An 18,673-nucleotide genomic window follows, 5' to 3' on the forward strand; every position below is an offset into this window, starting at 1 on the left:
AGCGCTCGCGGATCAGATCCAGCGCCGCATTGCGAAACTCCTCGCTGTGGCGCCGATTGCTCGGTCGTGATCGCTTCTTCGAAACCAGGCCGGCTGCACCGGACGCCACTCCTACGCGAACTTATCCTGGCGTTCCTGGAGATACCTCGCGCGGACGCCGGCAGTGCCCATGCCGAAAGACTTATCCCGGTCATTCTCGGCCAGCTCCAGGCGAGTCCGATCGCGCCGCTGTCCCTTCCCTCGCCGGCATCCGAGCGCCTCCGTAGCATCGCTTCAGACATCAGGGACGAACCGGGTGCCGATTGGCCACTCGATGCGCTTGCATCACGTGCGGCCATGTCCCCCGCAGCTTCCAGCGCCATTTCCAATCTGAGACAGGCATGAGTTTCCGCGCCTGGCGTCAGCAGGCGAAACTTCTCAAAGTAGTGGAGTGGCTCGCTGCCGGCCGAAGCGTCGGCGATATCGCCTTTTGCTTGGCTACTCAGGCCCCAGCGCCTTCATTGCGGTGTTCAGGACGGCTTTTGGCGCTTCTGCCGGACAGTATTTCGCGAATGAAATGAGAGCGCCCAGTCGCACCGAACCCGCGCATGGGCCGAATGCCCCGCTGATGCCGGGCACAGGGTGGCGGATGGGAGGATCTCGCGAGGAAACTTACTCTGGCGCGCCAAATAAGCAATCATTTGATGATCGACAGCGTCTTGCGATCAAGCGTGAGGGCGACAGAGGCAATCAATGCGACGCCAAAGGCAATCTGCAGAAACCTTGAATCAAAGCCGATGACAAGGCATCCAATCGGAATCAAGGTGAAGATTAAGGCGCCGAAGACGGCGTGGAGAGGGTTGCCAACGCCGCCATTGATTGAGTCACCACCAGGGATCGAAGCTGCGATCGGGCCCCCAGCCTGTCTCCTCAAACGCTGAACACTCTGCCTTCATTGTCGGCCACCTATTTGTGGTACCGCTACTGCTCTGCCAAAGCAACGCCATTGCCTTGTGCATGGCGAACGACATTTTCCGAAAATCCTTGTTGACGAGCCTCTTCGACGAATTCGCGCACCAACAGACCCGCAGCCGGATGGGAACAACTGACAGCGATCGTTTGCCTTATAATGAGGAAAGGTTCCACCAAAACGCGGAAGCCTTTATGGGTGCCCGCAAAACGCTCAAGCGCTTGCCGCACACCCGCCGCGGCGTGATGTTTACCTTCGACAAACATTTCAAGCGCCTCCCCCGGGGTAGACGAATGAACGATTCTGGCACGCGCGAGACGCCGGGACAAATAGAGGTCATAGGCAGCGTTGCGGGTGACGCAAATTTCCACGCCCTCCGCGTCGACGTCCTGAAAGGTGCGATACGGTGTTGCCTCTCGAACCACCAGCGTACCCTCGATCATCGCATAGGCAGGCGAAAACAGCAGCCTGTCTTCACGTGCCGGATCGGCGGCCAGGAAGGCGATGTCCCACTCGTCGTGATCGACCCGCTCCAGAATCTTGGCTGCTGATGGGTATGCGACGAATTCGACGCGACAACCGAGGCGCTCCGCAAGCTCTTTGGCGAGTTGTGGGCTGACCCCTTCAACGGATCCTGTCTCTGGGTCGTGCTGCACCAAAGCGATATTTGCAAGGTTTACCGCCGCCCGAAGATAGCCTTTTGGGATCAGTGCGCTGAGAGAAGCTGTGACATCGCCGGTCATGTTCGATCTCCTGCCCGACAACGCAATGTTGCGGTCACGATTGCCTGAATTTCGTTGCCAACGCCTCGGTTCCGCGTGCGAGAAGGCCGACATCGATGCCGACTGCGGTAAAAGTCGTTCCGAGTTCAATGCAGCGGGCGGCAAAAGCGGTGTCCGGCGTCAGGATGCCGGCCGGTTTGCCGAGAGCTGCAAGGCGGCTGATCGCATGCTCGACGGCAGCCACGACCTCGGGATGACCGGGCTCCCCCGGATATCCAAGGCTGGCGGCAAGATCCGCCGGGCCGATGAAGACGCCATCGACACCATCAACCTGTGCAATGGCTTCCAATGCCTCGAGTGCGGCGCGAGTTTCCAGCTGCACCAGCAGACACAACTCCTCTTCCGCCCGCCTGGCATAGCCCGAGACACGCCCAAAACGCGTCGCCCGCGTCAGTCCCGATACACCGCGGATACCGGCAGGAGGATAGCGCATGGCGGAGACCGCAGCTTCCGCTTCCGCACGGTTCTGCACATAAGGAATGAGGAGTGTCTGCGCGCCGATATCGAGGTAGCGCTTGATCAGAACCACATCATTGCTTGCGGGCCGCACGATCGCCGAGACATCGTACGCCGCGACCGCCTGCAACTGTGGCAAGACAGTCAGTACGTCGCCTGGCGAGTGTTCGGTGTCGAACAGCAGCCAATCGAACCCGGAGGGCGCGACGACCTCCGCCGCATAGCTGCCCGGCAGACTGCACCAGAGACCAATCTGCTGCCTCTTTTCGAACAGCGCCCGCTTGAAGCGATTTTCCGGAAGGTTCATGTTTTAACCTATACAAAAGCGACGCCGATTGCGCCGATCGGGCCATAATCCACGTGGATGACGTCGCCAGCAGCGATGTCAACCGGGCGGGTAAAGGAGCCCGCCAGCACGATCTGCCCCTTTTCCAGTTTGCCGCCAACCGCATGGAGCTTGTTGACGAGCCAGGCGATCCCCGCCGCGGGATGTCCCATGACGGCCGCCGATACGCCGGACTCCTCGATGATCCCATTCTTGGAGAGCGTCGCCCCGATCCACCGGATGTCGACATCCATCGGACGGATCACGCGACCGCCGACGACGATGGCGCCGAAGGCCGCGTTATCCGCTATGGTATCTGTGATCGCGCGCGGAACCTCGGTCCTGTAGTCGATGATTTCGAGCGCCGGCACGATGAATTCCGTGGCGCGCATAACGTCGTAGATGCGGGTACTCGGGCCTTCGAGATCCTCGCCCATGACGAAGGCAAGTTCCACTTCGAGGCGCGGCTTGATGAAGAGGTCGGCCCTGATCTGAGCGCCATCGTTGAACAGAGCATCATCAAGGATGCGCCCATAATCCGGCTCGGTCATCTTCGATGCCATCTGCATGGCGCGCGACGTCAGGCCGATCTTGTGGCCCGCGACGCGCGCGCCCTTGGCAATCCTGCCTTCCGCCCAAAGATCCTGGATGCGATACGCATCCTCGATTTCGATGTGTGGATAGGTCTTGCTGAGCTGCGGGATGGGCACCCGGCTTTCCTCGGCGCCCAGCAATGCCTGCGCCGCGCGGCGGTGTTCTTCTTCCGTCAACATGGGTATGGTTCTTCCGTTTGTTTATTTGATTGGCGCACGCGGCAGAACCGCTTCGCCGGGCTCCATCACGTATGTGTACTCCAGGGAAAACCAGGGAACGTTCACACTCGGATCTTCCGAATGCGGTTCGTCATGCTGCACGAAATCGCCGGTCAGCGCGGACGTCACCCCGAATTGCACGTCGGAATCGATATTCGGATCGCTCGGGTCGAAAACCTGCGAAATAAGTGTCTTGAAACCTTGCTTGAAGATCAGCGCATGTAGATGCGCCGGACGATAGGGGTGACGCCCCTGGGCCTTCAAAAGCCGACCGACGACACCGTCCACCGGGATCGGATATCCGATCATCTTCACCGTGCTGAACCAGAAGCGGCCCTCCGCGTTCGTCGTGAATTTGCCCCGCAAGTTCATCTCGGCCTGATCAGGATCCTGGTTCTCGTAGAGACCGACGGGCGACGCGTGCCAGACATCCACTTCGGCGCCCGCAATGGGTTTACCGTGTGCATCCACCACCCGCGCGTGAACGAAAAGTGGAGAACCCGGCGTATCCGACCGGACGATGGTACCGCCATTTTCAACGCGCGGTGAGTTGAGGCGCCAGAAGGGTCCAAGCAGCGACTGGGACGTTTCCGTTTGTCCCTGGTCGCCATTGTTGAGCAAGCAGACCAGTGTCGAAACGCCCAGCGAGCCCGACATCAAGACGAACTCGTTATGACTGTCCGTCTGCAATTGGCCGATTTCGTTGAGGACCGCAGTGGCATCGCGAAACTCCGGCTCCGTCAGGCGAACTTCGCGAACAAAGGCGTGCAGATGCTTCACCAGCGCCGTCAGGATCTCGCGAAGCCGGCTATCGGCAGTCTGCGCCATCACCTTCAGAACAGCCGCCGTCACATCCTCGTGTGTCCGTATCACCATCTCACACCTCCCTTGGGCGTGCTTGTTTTGAAAAATCATCGATTATTTGTCAAGCCAAACCTCCACGAAATGCGGGATATTTTAAGGGGATGAGCGTAGGCCGCTTAAAATTCAGTAAAATGTATTTGATATTATTCAATAAAATCCGGATGTGACCGTGTGCGACCCGAAGATCGACGCCAACCCTCATCAAGCTGTTGACAGGAATAATCGTTTATTATACGGATCGTCGATAATGAGTTCCGCGATCTGAAAAGGCGGCGGAACCACCTGGGAGGATGTCAATTGCAATCAGGACCTGGCAGCCCCATTTTGGAAAGCGGCGCGGAGGCGGCAACGTCGTCCTTTCTAGATGACGGCAAAAATACCATCGCCAGCCAGTTGGTGTCGCGATTGCGCGAGGCGATTATTTCCGGCCAGCTCGAGGCTGGCAGCAAAATCAATCTCGACCGGGCAAAACAGAGCTTTAACGTCAGCCTCAGCCCTTTGCGAGAGGCATTGGCGCGTCTCATTTCGGATGGACTTGTCGAGTTCGAAGACAATCGTGGCTACCGCGTGTCGCCCGTTTCGCTGTCGAACCTCGAAGAGATCACCAGTTTGCGCGAGGAATTCGAAACATATGCGTTGCGGGAATCTATGCGCGTCGGCGACGTCGATTGGGAAGGCAATGTCATGCGTGCGCTGCACCGCCTGAACCGCACGGAACGGGATGCGGCAAGACCCGAAACGCTTGAACAGTGGGAAGCCGTCCACCGGGAGTTTCATCTCACCCTGATATCGGGCTGCCGGAAGCCGCTGCTTCTCAGTTTCTGCAAGACCATGCTGAACTTGAACGACCGCTATCGGCGCACATTTCTCACCCGCACATCCGGCGACCGCAATGTCAGCGTTGAACATAGCGAAATCGCGCAAGGAACAGTGGCGCGGGATATGGACTATGCCTGCGACCGGCTGCGCGAGCACATCCATCGTACCGGCACAAATCTGCGACGGCATCTCGCTGAAAAGGGAATTGCTTGAATGGAGACGCGGCGGGAAACAATACCAGCCAAGATTTCAGCGCCGTCGCTGGGGATCGCGCATTTTTCAGCGATTGATGTCGAGCCGGCGAAATTTGTGTCGCTTGCCGCCGCAGCCGGCTTTTCGTCGGTTGGCCTGCGCCTTCATCCGGCATTTCCCGGCGCTCCCTATTATGAGCTGCCGACCGGAAGCGACGCAACTCGTGACGTTAAAGCCCGTCTGGATGGTGAAGGGATCTCGCTCTACGACATCGAATTCGTAGTCATCGGACCGGACTTCCATGCCGCTGCTCTGACGTCAGTGCTGGAAGCAGCAAGCGCGCTTGGTGCGCGACGTCTCAGTGTCTGCGGCGACGACCCGGATCGGGAGCGCCTTGTCGCCAGTTTCGCGGCGCTTTGCGACCTTGCGGCCACCTTCGGCATGGGCGTCGATCTGGAGAACATGGGCTGGCGCCCTGTTGCCAGCTTTGACGACACCCTGTCGATCGTGCAGGGATCGTGCAGGGACAATGCCGGTGTGCTGGTCGATGCGCTGCACTTCTTCCGCAATGGCGGCCAAGCCGAGGATGTCTCTTCTGCCCCTCAAGGCATGATCAGGAGCATTCAGCTCTGCGATGCCCGTGGACCCGCGCCGACGACGGCGGATCAAATGGTCAGCGAGGCCAGAACGGGACGTTTCGCCCCAGGGTTGGGCGAGCTTCCCATTGCCAGCCTGATAAAAGTGTTGCCGGCAGTCGCTGCCGTCTCGGTGGAGGTTCCTATCCATTCCAGCCAGACACCCGAGGAGCATTTGCGTCACCTTTACGATGCCACCCGTGCGTTGACCGGCTAAACACGAGCAACAGCGCAACAGCTAATACGACACGGAGACAGGCAGAGGAGCCCGTCGACGGGAGAGAGATATTGTCATGAACTACGTGCTGGATTTCAGCGTTGTCTTCGAAAAGATGCCCGACCTGCTGATGGGGGCTCTGGCCACAATCGGCCTTGCGCTGGCCGGCATGTCGCTGGCGCTGGTGGTAGGCGTGATCGGCGTTGCCGCCCGGACATCGAATATCCGTCCCTTGCGCTCGGCCGTCATCGCCTTCGTCGAAGTGGTCCGCAATACTCCTTTCCTGGTGCAGATCTTCTTTATCTTCTTCGCCTTGCCGATGATGGGTATTCGCCTCAATCCCACCGCCACGGCGATCATCGCGCTCGCCGTCAATGGCGGCGCCTATGCCATCGAAATTATTCGTGGCGGTGTCGACAGCATCCACAAGGGTCAGGTTGAAGCCGGGCTCGCGCTCGGCCTGCACAAGGCGCAGGTGTTTCGCCTCATCGTCCTGAAGCCGGCGCTCAGGGCTATCTATCCCTCGCTGACCAGCCAGTTCATCATGCTGACGCTGACCACATCGGTCTGCACATCCATTGCGGCTTACGAGCTGACTTCCGTCGCACAGATCATCGAGTCCGATACGTTCCGCAGCTTCGAGGTCTATTTCACGATCACGCTCATGTACCTCGTCATCTCCTGGATGATGATGGGGCTGTTTGCGCTGATCTCGCGGCATTTCTTCAGCTATCCGGTGCGGTGAGGAGCAGGACAATGAGTGTTATCGGCCAAAACGAAATGCTTTTCCTCCTGCAGGGCCTGAAGTGGACGCTACTTCTATCTGCGATCGGTTTCATCGGTGGCGGCATATTCGGACTGATCATCGCGCTTGCCAGGACGTCTGCACATTCCGCGCTCCGCAAGACGGCGGCGGGCTATATCTCCGTCTTTCAGGGTACACCCCTGCTGATGCAGCTGTTCGTGGTCTATTACGGGATCGCACTTGTCGGCATCAGCGTCGAGGCATGGGCGGCTGTCGCCATCGCCTTCACGCTGCATGCCAGCGCTTTTCTCGGCGAGGTCTGGCGCGGCGGCATCCAGGCAATCCCGAAGGGCCAGACTGAAGCCGCAAATGCGCTGGGCCTCCATTATATCTCGCGGATGAAGGACGTGATCCTTCCGCAGGCCTTCAAGGTTTCCCTGCCGGCAACCGTCGGATTCCTCGTCCAGCTCATCAAGGGGACATCGCTTGCCGCCATCGTCGGCTTCATCGAACTCGCGCGCGCCGGACAGATCGTCTCCAATCAGACCTACAGGCCGCTGCTGATCTTCGGCATCGTCGGCGCGATCTACTTCATCATTTGCTGGCCCCTGTCTCTCTATGGGACCCGGCTCGAAAATCGGATGGCAAAGGCCGCCCGGTAAGTTGGCAATCCAAAAAACACAAAAGCTCTATCAACCAAGGAGGAGAAGGTAATGATCAGCATTAATACCGGCCTGAAGCGCCGTAGAATTCTGTTCGCAGCGGCAGTTCTGGTAGTCGCCCCATGGCTATCGCCGATGTCTGCCCAGGCCGCGACAGTGGAGGAGGTCAAAGCCAAGGGCAAGATCGTCGTCGGCATTCAGGGCGACAACGCACCCTGGGGCTTCGTCAATTCGAGCGGCGTTCAGGACGGTTTCGACGCCGATATCGCCAAGCTTTTCGCCAAGGAACTGGGCGTTGAGGTCGAGTTCTCACCACTCGCGGTCGCCAATCGCATCCCGGCACTTGTCACCGGCAAGGTCGATATCCTGTTTGCCACCATGGCGATGACCGAGGAACGAGCCAAGTCCATCCAGTACAGCAAGCCGTATGCGGGCAACACGATTTCGCTCTATGGTCCGAAGGACAAGAAGATGGCCGAAGTCGGCGATCTCGCAGGCTTGGAGATCGGCGTTCCAAAGTCAAGCTCGCAGGATAAGGCGGTGACCACCGCTGTCGGCGATACGGCGACCGTCCGGCGCTTCGACGATGATGCCGCCTCCATCCAGGCGCTGCTTTCCGGCCAGGTGCAAGCGGTCGGTGGCAATCAGTTCTACCTCGACCGTCTGGAAGCAGCCAGCGCCGGTACATATGAACGCAAGATCGATTTCCTCACGACATTCAATGGCGTGGGAACACGACTCGGCGAGAAGGACTGGAATGAAGCCGTCAACGCCTTCCTCGACAAGATCATGGCGAACGGCGAGCACGCCAAAGTCTATGCGAAGTGGATGAAAGTGGACGTTCCGAAGTTCCCCGAATCCATTCCGAACATCCCCTTCACCATCAACTGATGCATGTTCTACGCAGGAGATCGCCGTGCCAAACGCCGCTGACACTCAAGGCCCGTTTCTCTCGATGGAAAGCGTGGATAAATGGTACGGCGCATTCCATGCGTTGAAGAACATCAGTCTTACGGTCCGCAAAGGCGAAAAAATCGTCCTTTGCGGACCGTCCGGATCCGGCAAATCCACGCTGATCCGTTCGATCAATGCGCTCGAGAAAATCGAGAAAGGCACGATCACGGTCGAGGGGACAAAGCTGAATGACAGCAGCAAGTCGATCGACGCCGTCCGGCGCGAAGTCGGCATGGTGTTTCAGAGCTTCAACCTGTTTCCGCACATGACCATTCTAGAAAACTGTACACTCGCCCCCATGCGGGTTCGGGGCACCAGCAAGGTGGATGCCGAGAAAATCGCCCGCGAATATCTCGAACGTGTCCGCATTCTCGATCAGGCCGACAAGTACCCCGCCCAACTTTCCGGCGGACAGCAGCAGCGCGTTGCGATTGCACGGGCGCTCTGCATGGAGCCGAAGGCCATGCTGTTCGATGAGCCGACCAGTGCGCTCGATCCTGAGATGGTCAAGGAAGTGCTCGACACGATGATCGGTCTGGCCAGGGACGGCATGACGATGATCTGCGTCACCCATGAAATGGGCTTTGCCCGGCAGGTGGCCGACCGCGTGATCTTCATGGCCTCTGGCGAAATCGTCGAAGAAGCGCCGCCGGAAACCTTCTTTCGCAATCCGTCGCATCCGCGCACCCAAGCCTTCCTCGGCGAAATCCTGGCCCATCATTAAGGCGATCCGCACATGACTGTTTCAAACGAAACGATGAAGCGCGCTGTGTTGGTGGGACTGATCGGCGCGGATATCCAGATGTCGAAATCCCCTGCTCTGCACGAGCGCGAAGGCCTGCTTCAGGGCCTCGACTATCGCTATGAACTCCTCGACCTTGCGGAGCGCGGCGTTCCGGCCACCGCCCTGCCTGATCTCCTTGCGGAAGAGGAAGCGCGCGGCTTTGCCGGCAGCAACATCACCCACCCCTGCAAGCAGACGGTGATTCCACATCTGACGGATATGTCCGAGGACGCGCTCATGCTGGGCGCCGTCAACACGGTCGTATTCAAGGATGGAAGACGGACCGGTCACAACACGGACTGGTACGGTTTCTATGAAAACTTTCGGCGCGGTCTTCCTGATGTTCCGCGGCATCGGGCTGTCCTTCTGGGCGCCGGCGGCGCTGGCGTCGCGGTGGCACATGCCGCGATGAAACTCGGCATCAAGCGTCTCGCGATTTTCGATCAGGATAGTGCACGCGCCAGCAAGCTGGCGGGGGATCTGAACAGCCGCTTTTCCGCAGAACGCGCCTTCGCGATCACCGATGTCGGCGAAGCGCTGCGGACCGCCGATGGGCTCATCCATGCGACACCAACGGGTATGAAGAACCATCCGGGCCTGCCGATCGAGGAAAGTTGGCTGGAGCCCCATCATTGGGTCGCCGACATCGTCTACATGCCGCTCATGACCGAGCTTCTGGCGCTTGCAACCCGCCTTGGCTGCCGCACCCTGCCCGGTGGCGGAATGACGGTGTTTCAGGCGGCCGCGGCGTTCAAGCTCTTCAGCGGTATCGAACCGGACGCCGAACGCATGAGCACCCATTTCAACGAACTGTGCCGAGCCTCCTGATCCAGGCTGGCGAAGGAAGAAAACGATGCCCCATATCGTAATCGAATATAGCGAGGGAGCCGGCAGACGTATGGACGTGCCGGCGCTGGTGAAGGCCGTTCATCGCAGCGTGCGTGAAAGCGGCGCGGTCAAGCCAAATGCCGTGCGCACTTTTGCCCGCGAGGCCACTCATTCGCTGGTTGCCGACGAGCATCCCGACAATCAGTTCGTGCAGATCATCTTGCGGATCGCGCCCGGCCGTACGCCTGACGAAAAACGGGCAATATTGCAGACGGTCTATGACGCAGCCGATGGCGTCGTACGTCCGGCACTTGACGAGGGGCGCTGCGCCCTGCGTGCCGATCTCATCCAGTCCGATCCCGATTTTGCAATCCACGAGACAACACTGCCGTGACCATTCCGGCAATTTGAAAGGAACAAGTATGAGCCTCATCTACGTCCTAAATGGCCCAAACCTCAATCTGCTCGGCAAGCGCCAGCCACATATCTATGGCCACGAGACGCTCACCGATGTCGAGGCCGATTGCCGCCGGCTCGCCTCTGAACTCGGTCACGACATCCGCTTTCACCAGAGTAACCGCGAATACGAGATCATCGACTGGATCCACGAAGCGCGTGAGGACGGCGCCGGCATCGTCATCAACCCGGCCGCCTTCACCCACACCTCCGTTGCGATTCTCGATGCACTCAATACCTTCGAACAGCCGGTCATCGAGGTGCATATCTCTAATGTCCACAAGCGCGAAGCCTTCCGCCATCACTCCTTCGTCTCGCACCGCGCCGATGGCGTGATCGCCGGTCTTGGCACCGAAGGCTATCAGCTAGCGATCCGCCGGGTGGCAAGCCTGATCATGTCGGCCGAGAAGAAGTGACGCGAAAGGGGCCGGCATGGAACGGAAAGTAAGGCTTGCGGTGCTCGGCGCAGGCCTGATCGGCAAGCGACATATCGAGCACGTACTTGCCGAGCCGCAGGCGGAACTCCTGGCCGTCGTCGATCCGATGCCGTTAGGGCAGCAGATCGCGCGGGAATCCGGCGCTAAATGGTTTCCGAGCTTCGCGGCAATGATCGAGACGGATCGTCCCGACGGCATCATCGTCGCGACGCCCAACCAAATCCATGTCACCAACGGTCTCGAAGCCGTTGCCGCCGGGGTGCCGGCGCTGATCGAAAAGCCGATTGCCGACGATGTCGCGGCCGGTGAAAAGCTGATCGGTGCGGCGGAAGCCGCCGGCGTTCCGCTTCTGGTCGGCCACCGTCGCCGCCACAATCCGATGATCCAGAAGGCGAAAGAGATCATCGACAGCGGCGAGCTTGGCCACATCCTCGTCGCCAACGCGATGTTCTGGCTGTTCAAGCCGGATGACTATTTCGACATCGAATGGCGGCGCCAGGCGGGGGCCGGCCCGGTCTTCCTCAACCTGATCCACGACGTCGACAACCTGCGCTACCTCTTTGGCGACATCGTTGCCGTCCAGGCGCGCGAATCCAGTGCCGTCCGCGGCAACGCCGTCGAAGAGACCTCGGTGATCCTGATGGAATTCGCAAGCGGTCTTCTTGCCACAGCGTCCGTTTCGGACTCCGTCGTCGCACCCTGGAGCTGGGAGATGACGACGGGTGAAAACCCAGTCTACCCGAAAACGGAAGAGTCATGTTACTTGATCGGAGGGACCCGCGGGTCCCTGACTATCCCTGCGCTCGCCGTGTGGAAGAACGGCATAAAACGTAGCTGGTGGGAGCCGTTCGAAAAGCGCCGCGTCGCCGTCCAGTACGAAGACCCGCTGGCGCTACAGATTCGGCAGTTCTGCAAGGTGATCCGCGATGAAGAAGCGCCGTTGGTCAGCGGGCGCGAAGGGCTGAACACACTAAAGGTCATTTTGGCCGTCAAACAATCCGCGGCAAGTGGCGAGCGCGTCGTTCTAGGATCGAGACAACCCAACGCGCCGGGTTGTTGAAGCACTATGAAGACGATCGGCGGGTTGGTGTCGGATCCGCGGAACTGCTGAGAAGGACCCTCCGGGTTGTAACTGATCGGCAGGGAAATGCTCGCCTTGAAAAGATATGAACTGAAGACCTTCCGGCAATCATGCTTAAGCTATGGATTTGAAATGGCGGCATGGACCTTGCTGTAATTACCTTAGAATTTTACGGAAGTTACGAAAACAAAGGTGCTTACAACTTGGGCTCAAGACCGTTGCACCGGGTCCGTTTAATTGTACTCGCTGAGCGGCGCAGTTGATGATATAAAGAAGCGCATCATCAGACTTAGTTATGCATAATACTATATCAAACCAGACGATAAGGCTTGATAACCGTACCGGATTCCATGCCCATCGCACGGGGAAATGTCTTGCCCGTCACGATTTTCATCTGACCGGCGCAACCTTCCAATCAATCGGATTGATGGCAGCGATCTTAACCTTGACGGCCACTTCGCCCTTGCCCGGTAGGGTCGGTTCGAAATTCTCGAGCCGCATGAGATCAGGGCCACAATAGCATAAGTAACCCGCCGTACGTCCCCGAGGCAAATCACCAAGGGGCTATCTGTGTCGTGCGATAAGAACCCATAGTGCTGAGCCGAATACGAAAAGCCCGAAAAGCAGGGCCTATCGTAGTCAAAATCTCTGGAGGCATTATGTTGCTGCCTAGCCGTTTTGCTTGCTCAACGCTTCAACAACGCGCCCTCTGGCGACGGGACGCCGACACGAATGGCCTGCGAAAACATCGGCGAAAGACCGTCGTTGTGCGCCTTTGCAGCGATGTGTGCGGCCGACCGAAGTTGCAACAAGGGAACCGAGGTGTCCAGCGCGCCACGGTCATAGGCGTATTCCGGCAGGTATCCGTTGACCACGAGGCGCCAGTCCATCGGCACGGCGTCGCCTGCGACACGCATCATCTTGATGATGGTCGTCGTGCAGTTCGTCGTCAGCGAATTGTAGAAGGCGGGCTTGACCGCGAGCGCGTTTGCGTCGGAGACGTACTCGCGCAGAAGAAGCCTCGCAGCTGCCGGCGACGCCTTCAGGCGGTAGATCTGCACGTCCTCACCGCGAAAATTGGAGCGGAGGCCGATCACATCTCTTTCGTCTGCGGCGAGGATGACCAGAGGACTGTTTTTGAAGAGGTCTGCCAGCGGTGAGAACGAACCTCCTGAAATGCGACGCACTTCGATGGACCACGCCAGATAGCGGCCGTCGTCGAAGCCGAAGCTCATGATGACATGCGCGATGGCCGGACCTGACCAGTAAGACATGAACATGTCGACGCTCTTCAGTTTGTTCAGGACGTAACTGCGCGTCGTCCATCGTTCCGTGAAGTCGGTGGTGCTGCGCCACTCGAAATCGCGGACATTTGTCAGTGTCAACATATCACCGTCGAATTCGCCGGTGACCTGACGTGCGACGTCCGGAGCCCACGCTCCATTTGCCGGCGGTTCGATCGTGCTCCACCAGACGAGAACCAGGACGAACGCGGCCGCAAACGCGAGGACCGCACGAAAGCGCCGTCTGCCAAAGAGCGCCACGACGACGGAGGCGCCAAAAAGCCCGAACAAGATGGCGCTGGCTTGCCTGCCGACATCGGGCAACGGCAAACGGTACCAAAGCGCGAGCGACGACCAGGCCGATGCAAAGGCAACAAGCAACACGAGCACTGCAATGACGATCGCACGGGCCGGTCGAACCATTTTGCTTTTCCAAACGAGTTTGAAGCGTCCGTCTTGATCATGGGACCCTATCGGTTTCCGGGCTCGAAGCCCAGAACCTATCCGAAGCGACAGGCCGTCGGATCCTCCATCTTGGTGTGGCTTGAATTCCGCTGGCGTGACCGACGGTGCCAACTGGCACCCCGTTGACGAGGTTACGACGACATTCGAAGTTCCCAATGCCCGGCGGAAAGGAGCCAGACGGAGCGCTGAGCCATGTGGCCTCAACTAGCTGATAACCAGGGCGGATTTCTCAAATAGATACAGTTCGCCATCAAAATTTGCGACTTTTGAGAACGGATGTGCAAGACCTTCACGAGTTGGGACTGGCTTTCACGCAGGGCTATCGAGATTGTAACCTTCGTGCTACATATTCGGCCGATCTGTTCTACTACACGATGGTGAACGCGCCCTATTTCCTGGTCAGCATGTTGGTAACGAGCGCCGTGCTGTTCCTGCTGCGGTAGGCCCATTACGTGCACGAGCTCAGATGATGCGCGAAGCCTCTCGTGAAGCCGCATCATCGGGTTGAGCCCTCGGCGGATTGTCAGCCTATCGCCTATCGCCGTTGCCTATGAAATTTCGACATTGGGTCGCACACTGGAAGCACCACTCCGTGCGCTGCACGCCTGGACCCTGCAACACCGGGCCGAGGTAACGCACGCTCGTGAACGCTACAGAGACAACTAGGGCTGCGGATCTGCTGATCGGACACTCGCCGGAGGAATCCCGAACTGAGCTTTGAACGCTCGTCTGAAGGCTGCTTCAGATTCGTAACCGATCCTTCTGGCAACGTCGCTGACACGCGCATTGGCATGCCGCATGAGCCCATGTGCAAGAGTGAGCCGCCACCGGTTCTGGTACGACAAGGGCGCTTCCTTCACCAACGAAGTGAACCGTTCGGCAAAGCTGGACCGAGACATTCCCACCGCGCGCGCAAGATCGGCGACGCTCCATTTGCGATACGGGTCGTCGTGAATGGCCTTGAGGGCACGGCTGATACGGGGTCCGCCAACGCCCCCAGCCATCCGGTATCACCCGCGTTTTTGCTCTGTGCCCAGGTTCGAATGACCCGGATGATCAACACGTCGATGAGCCGGGAGATCATCACGAAGCCATCCGCCGGTCTGGCCGTCCGACTTTTCAATGTGGATCACGGCCGGCAGTGCGGAGGAGCCGGGATGCACGGTCTGAGCTTCCATCATCATAAAATAAGCCAGTCCCTTCGTCGCATGCCGCAGAAGTCGCCGCAGTCATCGAGGCTGCAGCAGGAGCCAAGTAATCGCGTGCCTCGCCGCCGGCTCTTCTGGCAACGTCGTCATGTGAATACCGTGCCCCTGACCTTCTCTAAAAGGCGGGGGTACACGACGTTTCCGTGCACCATTCATTTATTCAAGGACCACTTGATATCGCCAGTTGACGCCGACCTTTCGGCCGGCGTTCCATCCCGGACGGCCCAATGCGCTAGGATCGTATTAGGCAATACCCATTTCAGTTCTCCTTTGGCCACTATTGGCAGCTAGGAAAACGCGTGAGCTCGGTGATTGACCCGCTCCCCGCCGGCTCATGCGACCGATATGCAACACCAAACATGCGAGGCGGCAAGAATGCTCCCGCGCTACGTCGCCACGATTCGTTGAACAAAATCCAGAAAAGCCCGCACCTTGGCCGGCGGCATGTGGCGTGACGGATGATAGGCGTACAGCGGAAACTGCTCGTAGGACCATTCCGTCAGGATCGTCGTGAGCGCCCCGTTCTCAAGCCACTCGTCGAGACCGATGGCAAAGCTCTGGAATATGCCTTGCCCCGCCAGACAGGCCGCGACGGCAGCGGAGGGATCGTCCATGACCAACCGCCCCGCCGCCCTGATCTCGAAGGCGCCGTTATCCCCCTGGAATTCCCAGGTGAACGGTCGCCCGGTCTGCGGGTCGCGAAAGAGAATGCAATCGTGGTGCATCAGGTCGTGGGGCGTGGTGGGAACTCCGTGACGGTCGAGATAGCCTGGGGCGGCACAGGTCAGCACCGGTACGTCAAGCAGTTTGCGCGCGATCAGCGACGATTCGTCCGGCGGACCAAACCGCACGGCGACATCCGCACCGCTCATCATCTCTTCACGATAGTTGCTGGTGGTCAGATCCAGTGTCACAGCGGGATAGAGCGCCAGAAATTCACCGATCCTCGGCGCCAATACCATGCGCGCGAACCAGGGATCGATCGAAACCCTGAGCCGCCCGCCGACGAATGCCGCCGAACCTGCGGCTTCGGAGGCCGCCTCCTCCAGCCCGGCCAGCAACGGCATTATCCTTGCATGGAAGCGGGCGCCCTCTTCCGTCAGCGTAACCTCACGCGGATTGCGGTCAAACAATCTGACGCCGACGCGTTGTTCGAGCCGCGCTACCGCACGACTAACCCCCGATGGCGTGAGGCCGAGAACATCCGCGGCCCGCACAAAATTGCCCGCCTCGATCACTGCCCCGAAAACGCCGACCCCGGTCAGCAGCCGCGTGTCGAAACTCATGCACCCTCTCCGCCGCAAGGTCAGACTTCGCCGACCGTCTTATTATGATGATTTGAAATCATCTTACCTTTGATTTTTATGCGCGTGAATCATCTTTGTTCGTCCCATAAATACTTCCTCAGCGCCCGGACGGCGCCAGCGGCATGCCGGAACCGCGGAAATCTCCGGTCTTGCAAAGAAGAACTTCATCCATGAGTGCGATCTCACGCAGAAGCCTGTTGGCGCGCGGCGGCCTCTTGCTCGCAGCCGGTACAGTCGCTGCGAATACGCCGGTTCATGCGCTGGCAGCCAAACCGCAAGCGCGGTCCGGAAAGTTCAAAAAGATCGACATGGCGATGGAGCAGGCCGTTCGCGACGGGACCGTGGCAGGAGTCGTTGCCACAGCCGCGGGACCGGACGGCATGATCTACGAAGGGACATTCGGAAAGGCCAGTACAGTGACCGGAGCGACGATGCGCGCCGATACGGTGTTCTGGCTGTTGTCCATGACGAAGGCCTTCACCGCCACGGCCTGCATGCAACTCATCGAGCAAGGCAGGATCGATCCCGAGGACGATGCGGCGAAATATCTGCCGGAACTCGCCAATCCGATGGTGCTGGAGGGTTTCGACGGTGACGGCCAGCCACGCCTGCGTCCGGCCAAGCGGGCCATCAAGGTGCGGCACTTGCTCACCCATTCAATCTGGAGCGATGCGCTGATCCGCTACGAGCAGGTTACAGGAATACCGGACATCGCGACCAGCCAGAACGGTGCTTTCCTGGCACCGCTCGAATTCGATCCCGGCGATCGCTGGCAATACGGCATCAGCATGGACTGGGTCGGAAAGCTGGTGGAAGCGGTCAGCGACCAGTCGCTGGAGGTCTATTTCCGCGAGAACATCTTTGCCCCGCTCGACATGACAGATTCAGGCTTCCTGATCGGCAGCAAGCAGAAGGGCAGGGTCGCCACCTTCCACAACCGGAACGCCGACGGCGGACTGACACCCGCGCCCTTCGAAATGCCACAACGGCCGGAATTCTTCATGGGCGGCGGTGGCGCCTTCAGCACGCCACGCGACTACATGGCCTTTCTGCGAATGCTGCTGAACGGAGGCACCCATAGGCGAGCGCGGGTGCTGAAGCCTGAAACGGTCGCCGCGATGATGCGCAACCAGATCGGCGACCTCGACGTGCACGCCATGACGACGGCCCAGCCCGGTTACTCCCGCAGCTTCGACCAGTTTCCCGGTGAGCCCCACAAGTGGGGATATTCGTTCGACATCAACACCCTGCCCGGTTCGAACGGTCGGTCGGCAGGCAGCATTTCCTGGGCCAGCCTGCTCAACTGCTACTTCTGGCTTGATCCGGTCCGGAAGGTGACCGGCGCCGTCTTCACCCAGGTTCTGCCGTTCTACGACGAAAAGGTCGTGAAGCTCTACGGCACATTCGAGCGCGGCCTATACGACGGCCTCGCCTGATCCATTCCCGACCTCAACACCAGGAGACATCTCATGTATGCGATTACAGGAATTACCGGCAAGGTCGGCGGCGCGCTGGCGAAAACCCTGATCGAAGCCGGAGAACCGGTCCGCGCGGTGCTACGCGACCCCGCCAAGGCGGAAATCTGGCGCCAGCGCGGTTGCGAAATCGCCTTTGCCGAGATGGACGCCGCCGCGCAGCTTGCCGCCGCGTTCAAGGGCGCCAAGGGCGTCTTCATCCTGCCGCCGTCGGAATTCGATCCGGCGCCCGGCTATCCGGAAGCGGCGAAGCAGAATGAGGTGCTGACGACCGCTCTCCTTGCTGCCAGCCCGGAAAGGGTCGTCTGCCTCTCCACCATCGGTGCCGACGCGGAAGTGGACAATTTGTTGAGCCAGCGGACGATGCTGGAAGAAGCCCTCGGCGAGCTCGATCTTCCCGTCACCTTCCTGCGGCCCGGCTGGTTCATGGAAAATGCGGCCTGGGACGTCGCCTCGGCCCGCGACGATGGCGTGCTGCACACCTTCCTCCAGCCTGCCGACAAGACCTTCGCTATGGTGGCGACGCAGGACATCGGCCGGTTTGCCGCAGATCTTATCCGCCAGCAATGGATCGGCAAGCGGGTGGTGGAACTTGAAGGCCCTGCACGGGTCTCGCCCAACGATCTCGCCAATGCCTTCGCGTCGGTGCTCGGGCATCCGGTGCGGGTGGAGATCGTCCCGCGGGACAGCTGGGAGGGCCTGTTCCGTGCCCAGGGTACGCGAAACCCACAACCGCGCATGCGTATGCTCGACGGCTTCAACGAAGACTGGATTGCCTTCAAGGCCCACGGCGGAAACCGTGCCAGGGGCACGACATCACTTGAGCAGGTGATCGAAGTGCTGGTCCGGCAGGCGGCCGCGAGCGAGACCACCTGAGCCCGCCGGGAGAACGGGCGGCGGACGGCTTCTACCTCTGCTGCCGCGTCCCTCGCAGCTT

At 59.6% G+C, this 18,673-nt stretch carries 18 protein-coding genes and 3 pseudogenes; 13 read left to right on the top strand and 8 right to left on the bottom strand.

Translation table 11 applies throughout. From position 1 onward, the window contains the following. Positions 1-102: 102 nt before the first annotated feature. Positions 103-547: pseudogene (locus FHT69_RS34730) on the top strand (helix-turn-helix transcriptional regulator); the annotation flags it as partial. A gap of 413 nt (positions 548-960) precedes the next feature. Here the strand turns inward: FHT69_RS34730 and FHT69_RS32090 are convergent. Genes FHT69_RS32090 through FHT69_RS32105 form a run of 4 tightly spaced genes read right to left on the bottom strand, consistent with a single transcriptional unit; the run spans position 961 to position 4,200 of the window. Then, on the bottom strand, positions 961-1,692 hold the full coding sequence (locus tag FHT69_RS32090; protein ID WP_097596134.1) for a transporter substrate-binding domain-containing protein: 732 nt from the start codon (positions 1,690-1,692) through the stop codon (positions 961-963). Between the two features lie 34 nt (positions 1,693-1,726). Continuing rightward, positions 1,727-2,494: a 4-hydroxy-2-oxoheptanedioate aldolase gene (hpaI, locus tag FHT69_RS32095; protein ID WP_183906458.1), complete on the bottom strand. Its 768-nt coding sequence runs from the start codon at positions 2,492-2,494 to the stop codon at positions 1,727-1,729. An 8-nt stretch (positions 2,495-2,502) separates the two neighbouring features. Beyond that, positions 2,503-3,285 (bottom strand): 2-oxo-hept-4-ene-1,7-dioate hydratase, encoded by a 783-nt coding sequence (hpaH, locus tag FHT69_RS32100; protein WP_183906460.1) that lies wholly within the window; start codon positions 3,283-3,285, stop codon positions 2,503-2,505. Positions 3,286-3,306: 21 nt separating this feature from the next. Further along, the gene (locus FHT69_RS32105) at positions 3,307-4,200 is read right to left on the bottom strand and encodes a dioxygenase (protein ID WP_183906545.1); all 894 of its coding nucleotides are present in this window, start codon (positions 4,198-4,200) and stop codon (positions 3,307-3,309) included. Between the two features lie 285 nt (positions 4,201-4,485). On the opposite strand from FHT69_RS32105, the gene FHT69_RS32110 reads away from it, so the two are divergent. From FHT69_RS32110 to FHT69_RS32155, 10 genes are all read left to right on the top strand, one after another. After that, positions 4,486-5,220 carry a GntR family transcriptional regulator gene (locus FHT69_RS32110; RefSeq protein ID WP_097596138.1) on the top strand — a complete coding sequence of 245 codons (735 nt, stop codon included), beginning with the start codon at positions 4,486-4,488 and terminating at the stop codon, positions 5,218-5,220. Next, positions 5,221-6,051, top strand: coding sequence for a sugar phosphate isomerase/epimerase family protein (locus FHT69_RS32115; RefSeq protein WP_183906462.1), 831 nt, complete (start codon positions 5,221-5,223; stop codon positions 6,049-6,051). A gap of 76 nt (positions 6,052-6,127) precedes the next feature. After that, on the top strand, positions 6,128-6,796 hold the full coding sequence (locus FHT69_RS32120; protein ID WP_097596140.1) for an amino acid ABC transporter permease: 669 nt from the start codon (positions 6,128-6,130) through the stop codon (positions 6,794-6,796). A gap of 11 nt (positions 6,797-6,807) precedes the next feature. Continuing rightward, entirely contained in the window at positions 6,808-7,458 is a 651-nt protein-coding gene (locus FHT69_RS32125) for an amino acid ABC transporter permease (RefSeq protein WP_097596141.1), read from the top strand. Between the two features lie 51 nt (positions 7,459-7,509). Continuing rightward, complete coding sequence (locus FHT69_RS32130) at positions 7,510-8,349, top strand: transporter substrate-binding domain-containing protein (RefSeq protein WP_097596142.1); 840 nt, start codon at positions 7,510-7,512, stop codon at positions 8,347-8,349. A gap of 64 nt (positions 8,350-8,413) precedes the next feature. Continuing rightward, positions 8,414-9,136 carry an amino acid ABC transporter ATP-binding protein gene (locus FHT69_RS32135; protein WP_097596143.1) on the top strand — a complete coding sequence of 241 codons (723 nt, stop codon included), beginning with the start codon at positions 8,414-8,416 and terminating at the stop codon, positions 9,134-9,136. A 12-nt stretch (positions 9,137-9,148) separates the two neighbouring features. Further along, complete coding sequence (locus tag FHT69_RS32140; protein WP_165932291.1) at positions 9,149-10,024, top strand: shikimate dehydrogenase; 876 nt, start codon at positions 9,149-9,151, stop codon at positions 10,022-10,024. A 25-nt stretch (positions 10,025-10,049) separates the two neighbouring features. Beyond that, positions 10,050-10,418, top strand: a complete 369-nt coding sequence (locus FHT69_RS32145) for a 5-carboxymethyl-2-hydroxymuconate Delta-isomerase (protein ID WP_097631590.1) — start codon at positions 10,050-10,052, stop codon at positions 10,416-10,418. Between the two features lie 28 nt (positions 10,419-10,446). Continuing rightward, positions 10,447-10,896, top strand: coding sequence for a type II 3-dehydroquinate dehydratase (gene aroQ, locus FHT69_RS32150; RefSeq protein ID WP_097596145.1), 450 nt, complete (start codon positions 10,447-10,449; stop codon positions 10,894-10,896). A gap of 16 nt (positions 10,897-10,912) precedes the next feature. Further along, positions 10,913-11,977 (top strand): Gfo/Idh/MocA family protein, encoded by a 1,065-nt coding sequence (locus FHT69_RS32155; RefSeq protein ID WP_183906464.1) that lies wholly within the window; start codon positions 10,913-10,915, stop codon positions 11,975-11,977. 352 nt (positions 11,978-12,329) lie between these two features. Here the strand turns inward: FHT69_RS32155 and FHT69_RS34435 are convergent. From FHT69_RS34435 to FHT69_RS32170, 4 genes and pseudogenes are all read right to left on the bottom strand, one after another. Next, positions 12,330-12,499: pseudogene (locus FHT69_RS34435) on the bottom strand (alcohol dehydrogenase catalytic domain-containing protein); the annotation flags it as partial. A 185-nt stretch (positions 12,500-12,684) separates the two neighbouring features. Continuing rightward, positions 12,685-13,704: a DUF4105 domain-containing protein gene (locus FHT69_RS32160; protein WP_097596147.1), complete on the bottom strand. Its 1,020-nt coding sequence runs from the start codon at positions 13,702-13,704 to the stop codon at positions 12,685-12,687. Between the two features lie 704 nt (positions 13,705-14,408). After that, positions 14,409-14,951 (bottom strand): annotated as a pseudogene (locus tag FHT69_RS32165) (AraC family transcriptional regulator); the annotation flags it as partial. Between the two features lie 389 nt (positions 14,952-15,340). Next, the gene (locus FHT69_RS32170) at positions 15,341-16,240 is read right to left on the bottom strand and encodes a LysR family transcriptional regulator (RefSeq protein ID WP_183906466.1); all 900 of its coding nucleotides are present in this window, start codon (positions 16,238-16,240) and stop codon (positions 15,341-15,343) included. A 191-nt stretch (positions 16,241-16,431) separates the two neighbouring features. Here FHT69_RS32170 and FHT69_RS32175 point away from each other — a divergent pair, with 191 nt between their 5' ends. Beyond that, positions 16,432-17,697, top strand: coding sequence for a serine hydrolase domain-containing protein (locus tag FHT69_RS32175; RefSeq protein ID WP_183906468.1), 1,266 nt, complete (start codon positions 16,432-16,434; stop codon positions 17,695-17,697). 33 nt (positions 17,698-17,730) lie between these two features. Further along, complete coding sequence (locus FHT69_RS32180) at positions 17,731-18,612, top strand: NmrA family NAD(P)-binding protein (protein ID WP_183906470.1); 882 nt, start codon at positions 17,731-17,733, stop codon at positions 18,610-18,612. The last annotated feature ends 61 nt before the right edge of the window (positions 18,613-18,673 follow it).

This window comes from Rhizobium sp. BK008 (genome assembly GCF_014197345.1).
Taxonomy (GTDB): domain Bacteria; phylum Pseudomonadota; class Alphaproteobacteria; order Rhizobiales; family Rhizobiaceae; genus Rhizobium; species Rhizobium anhuiense.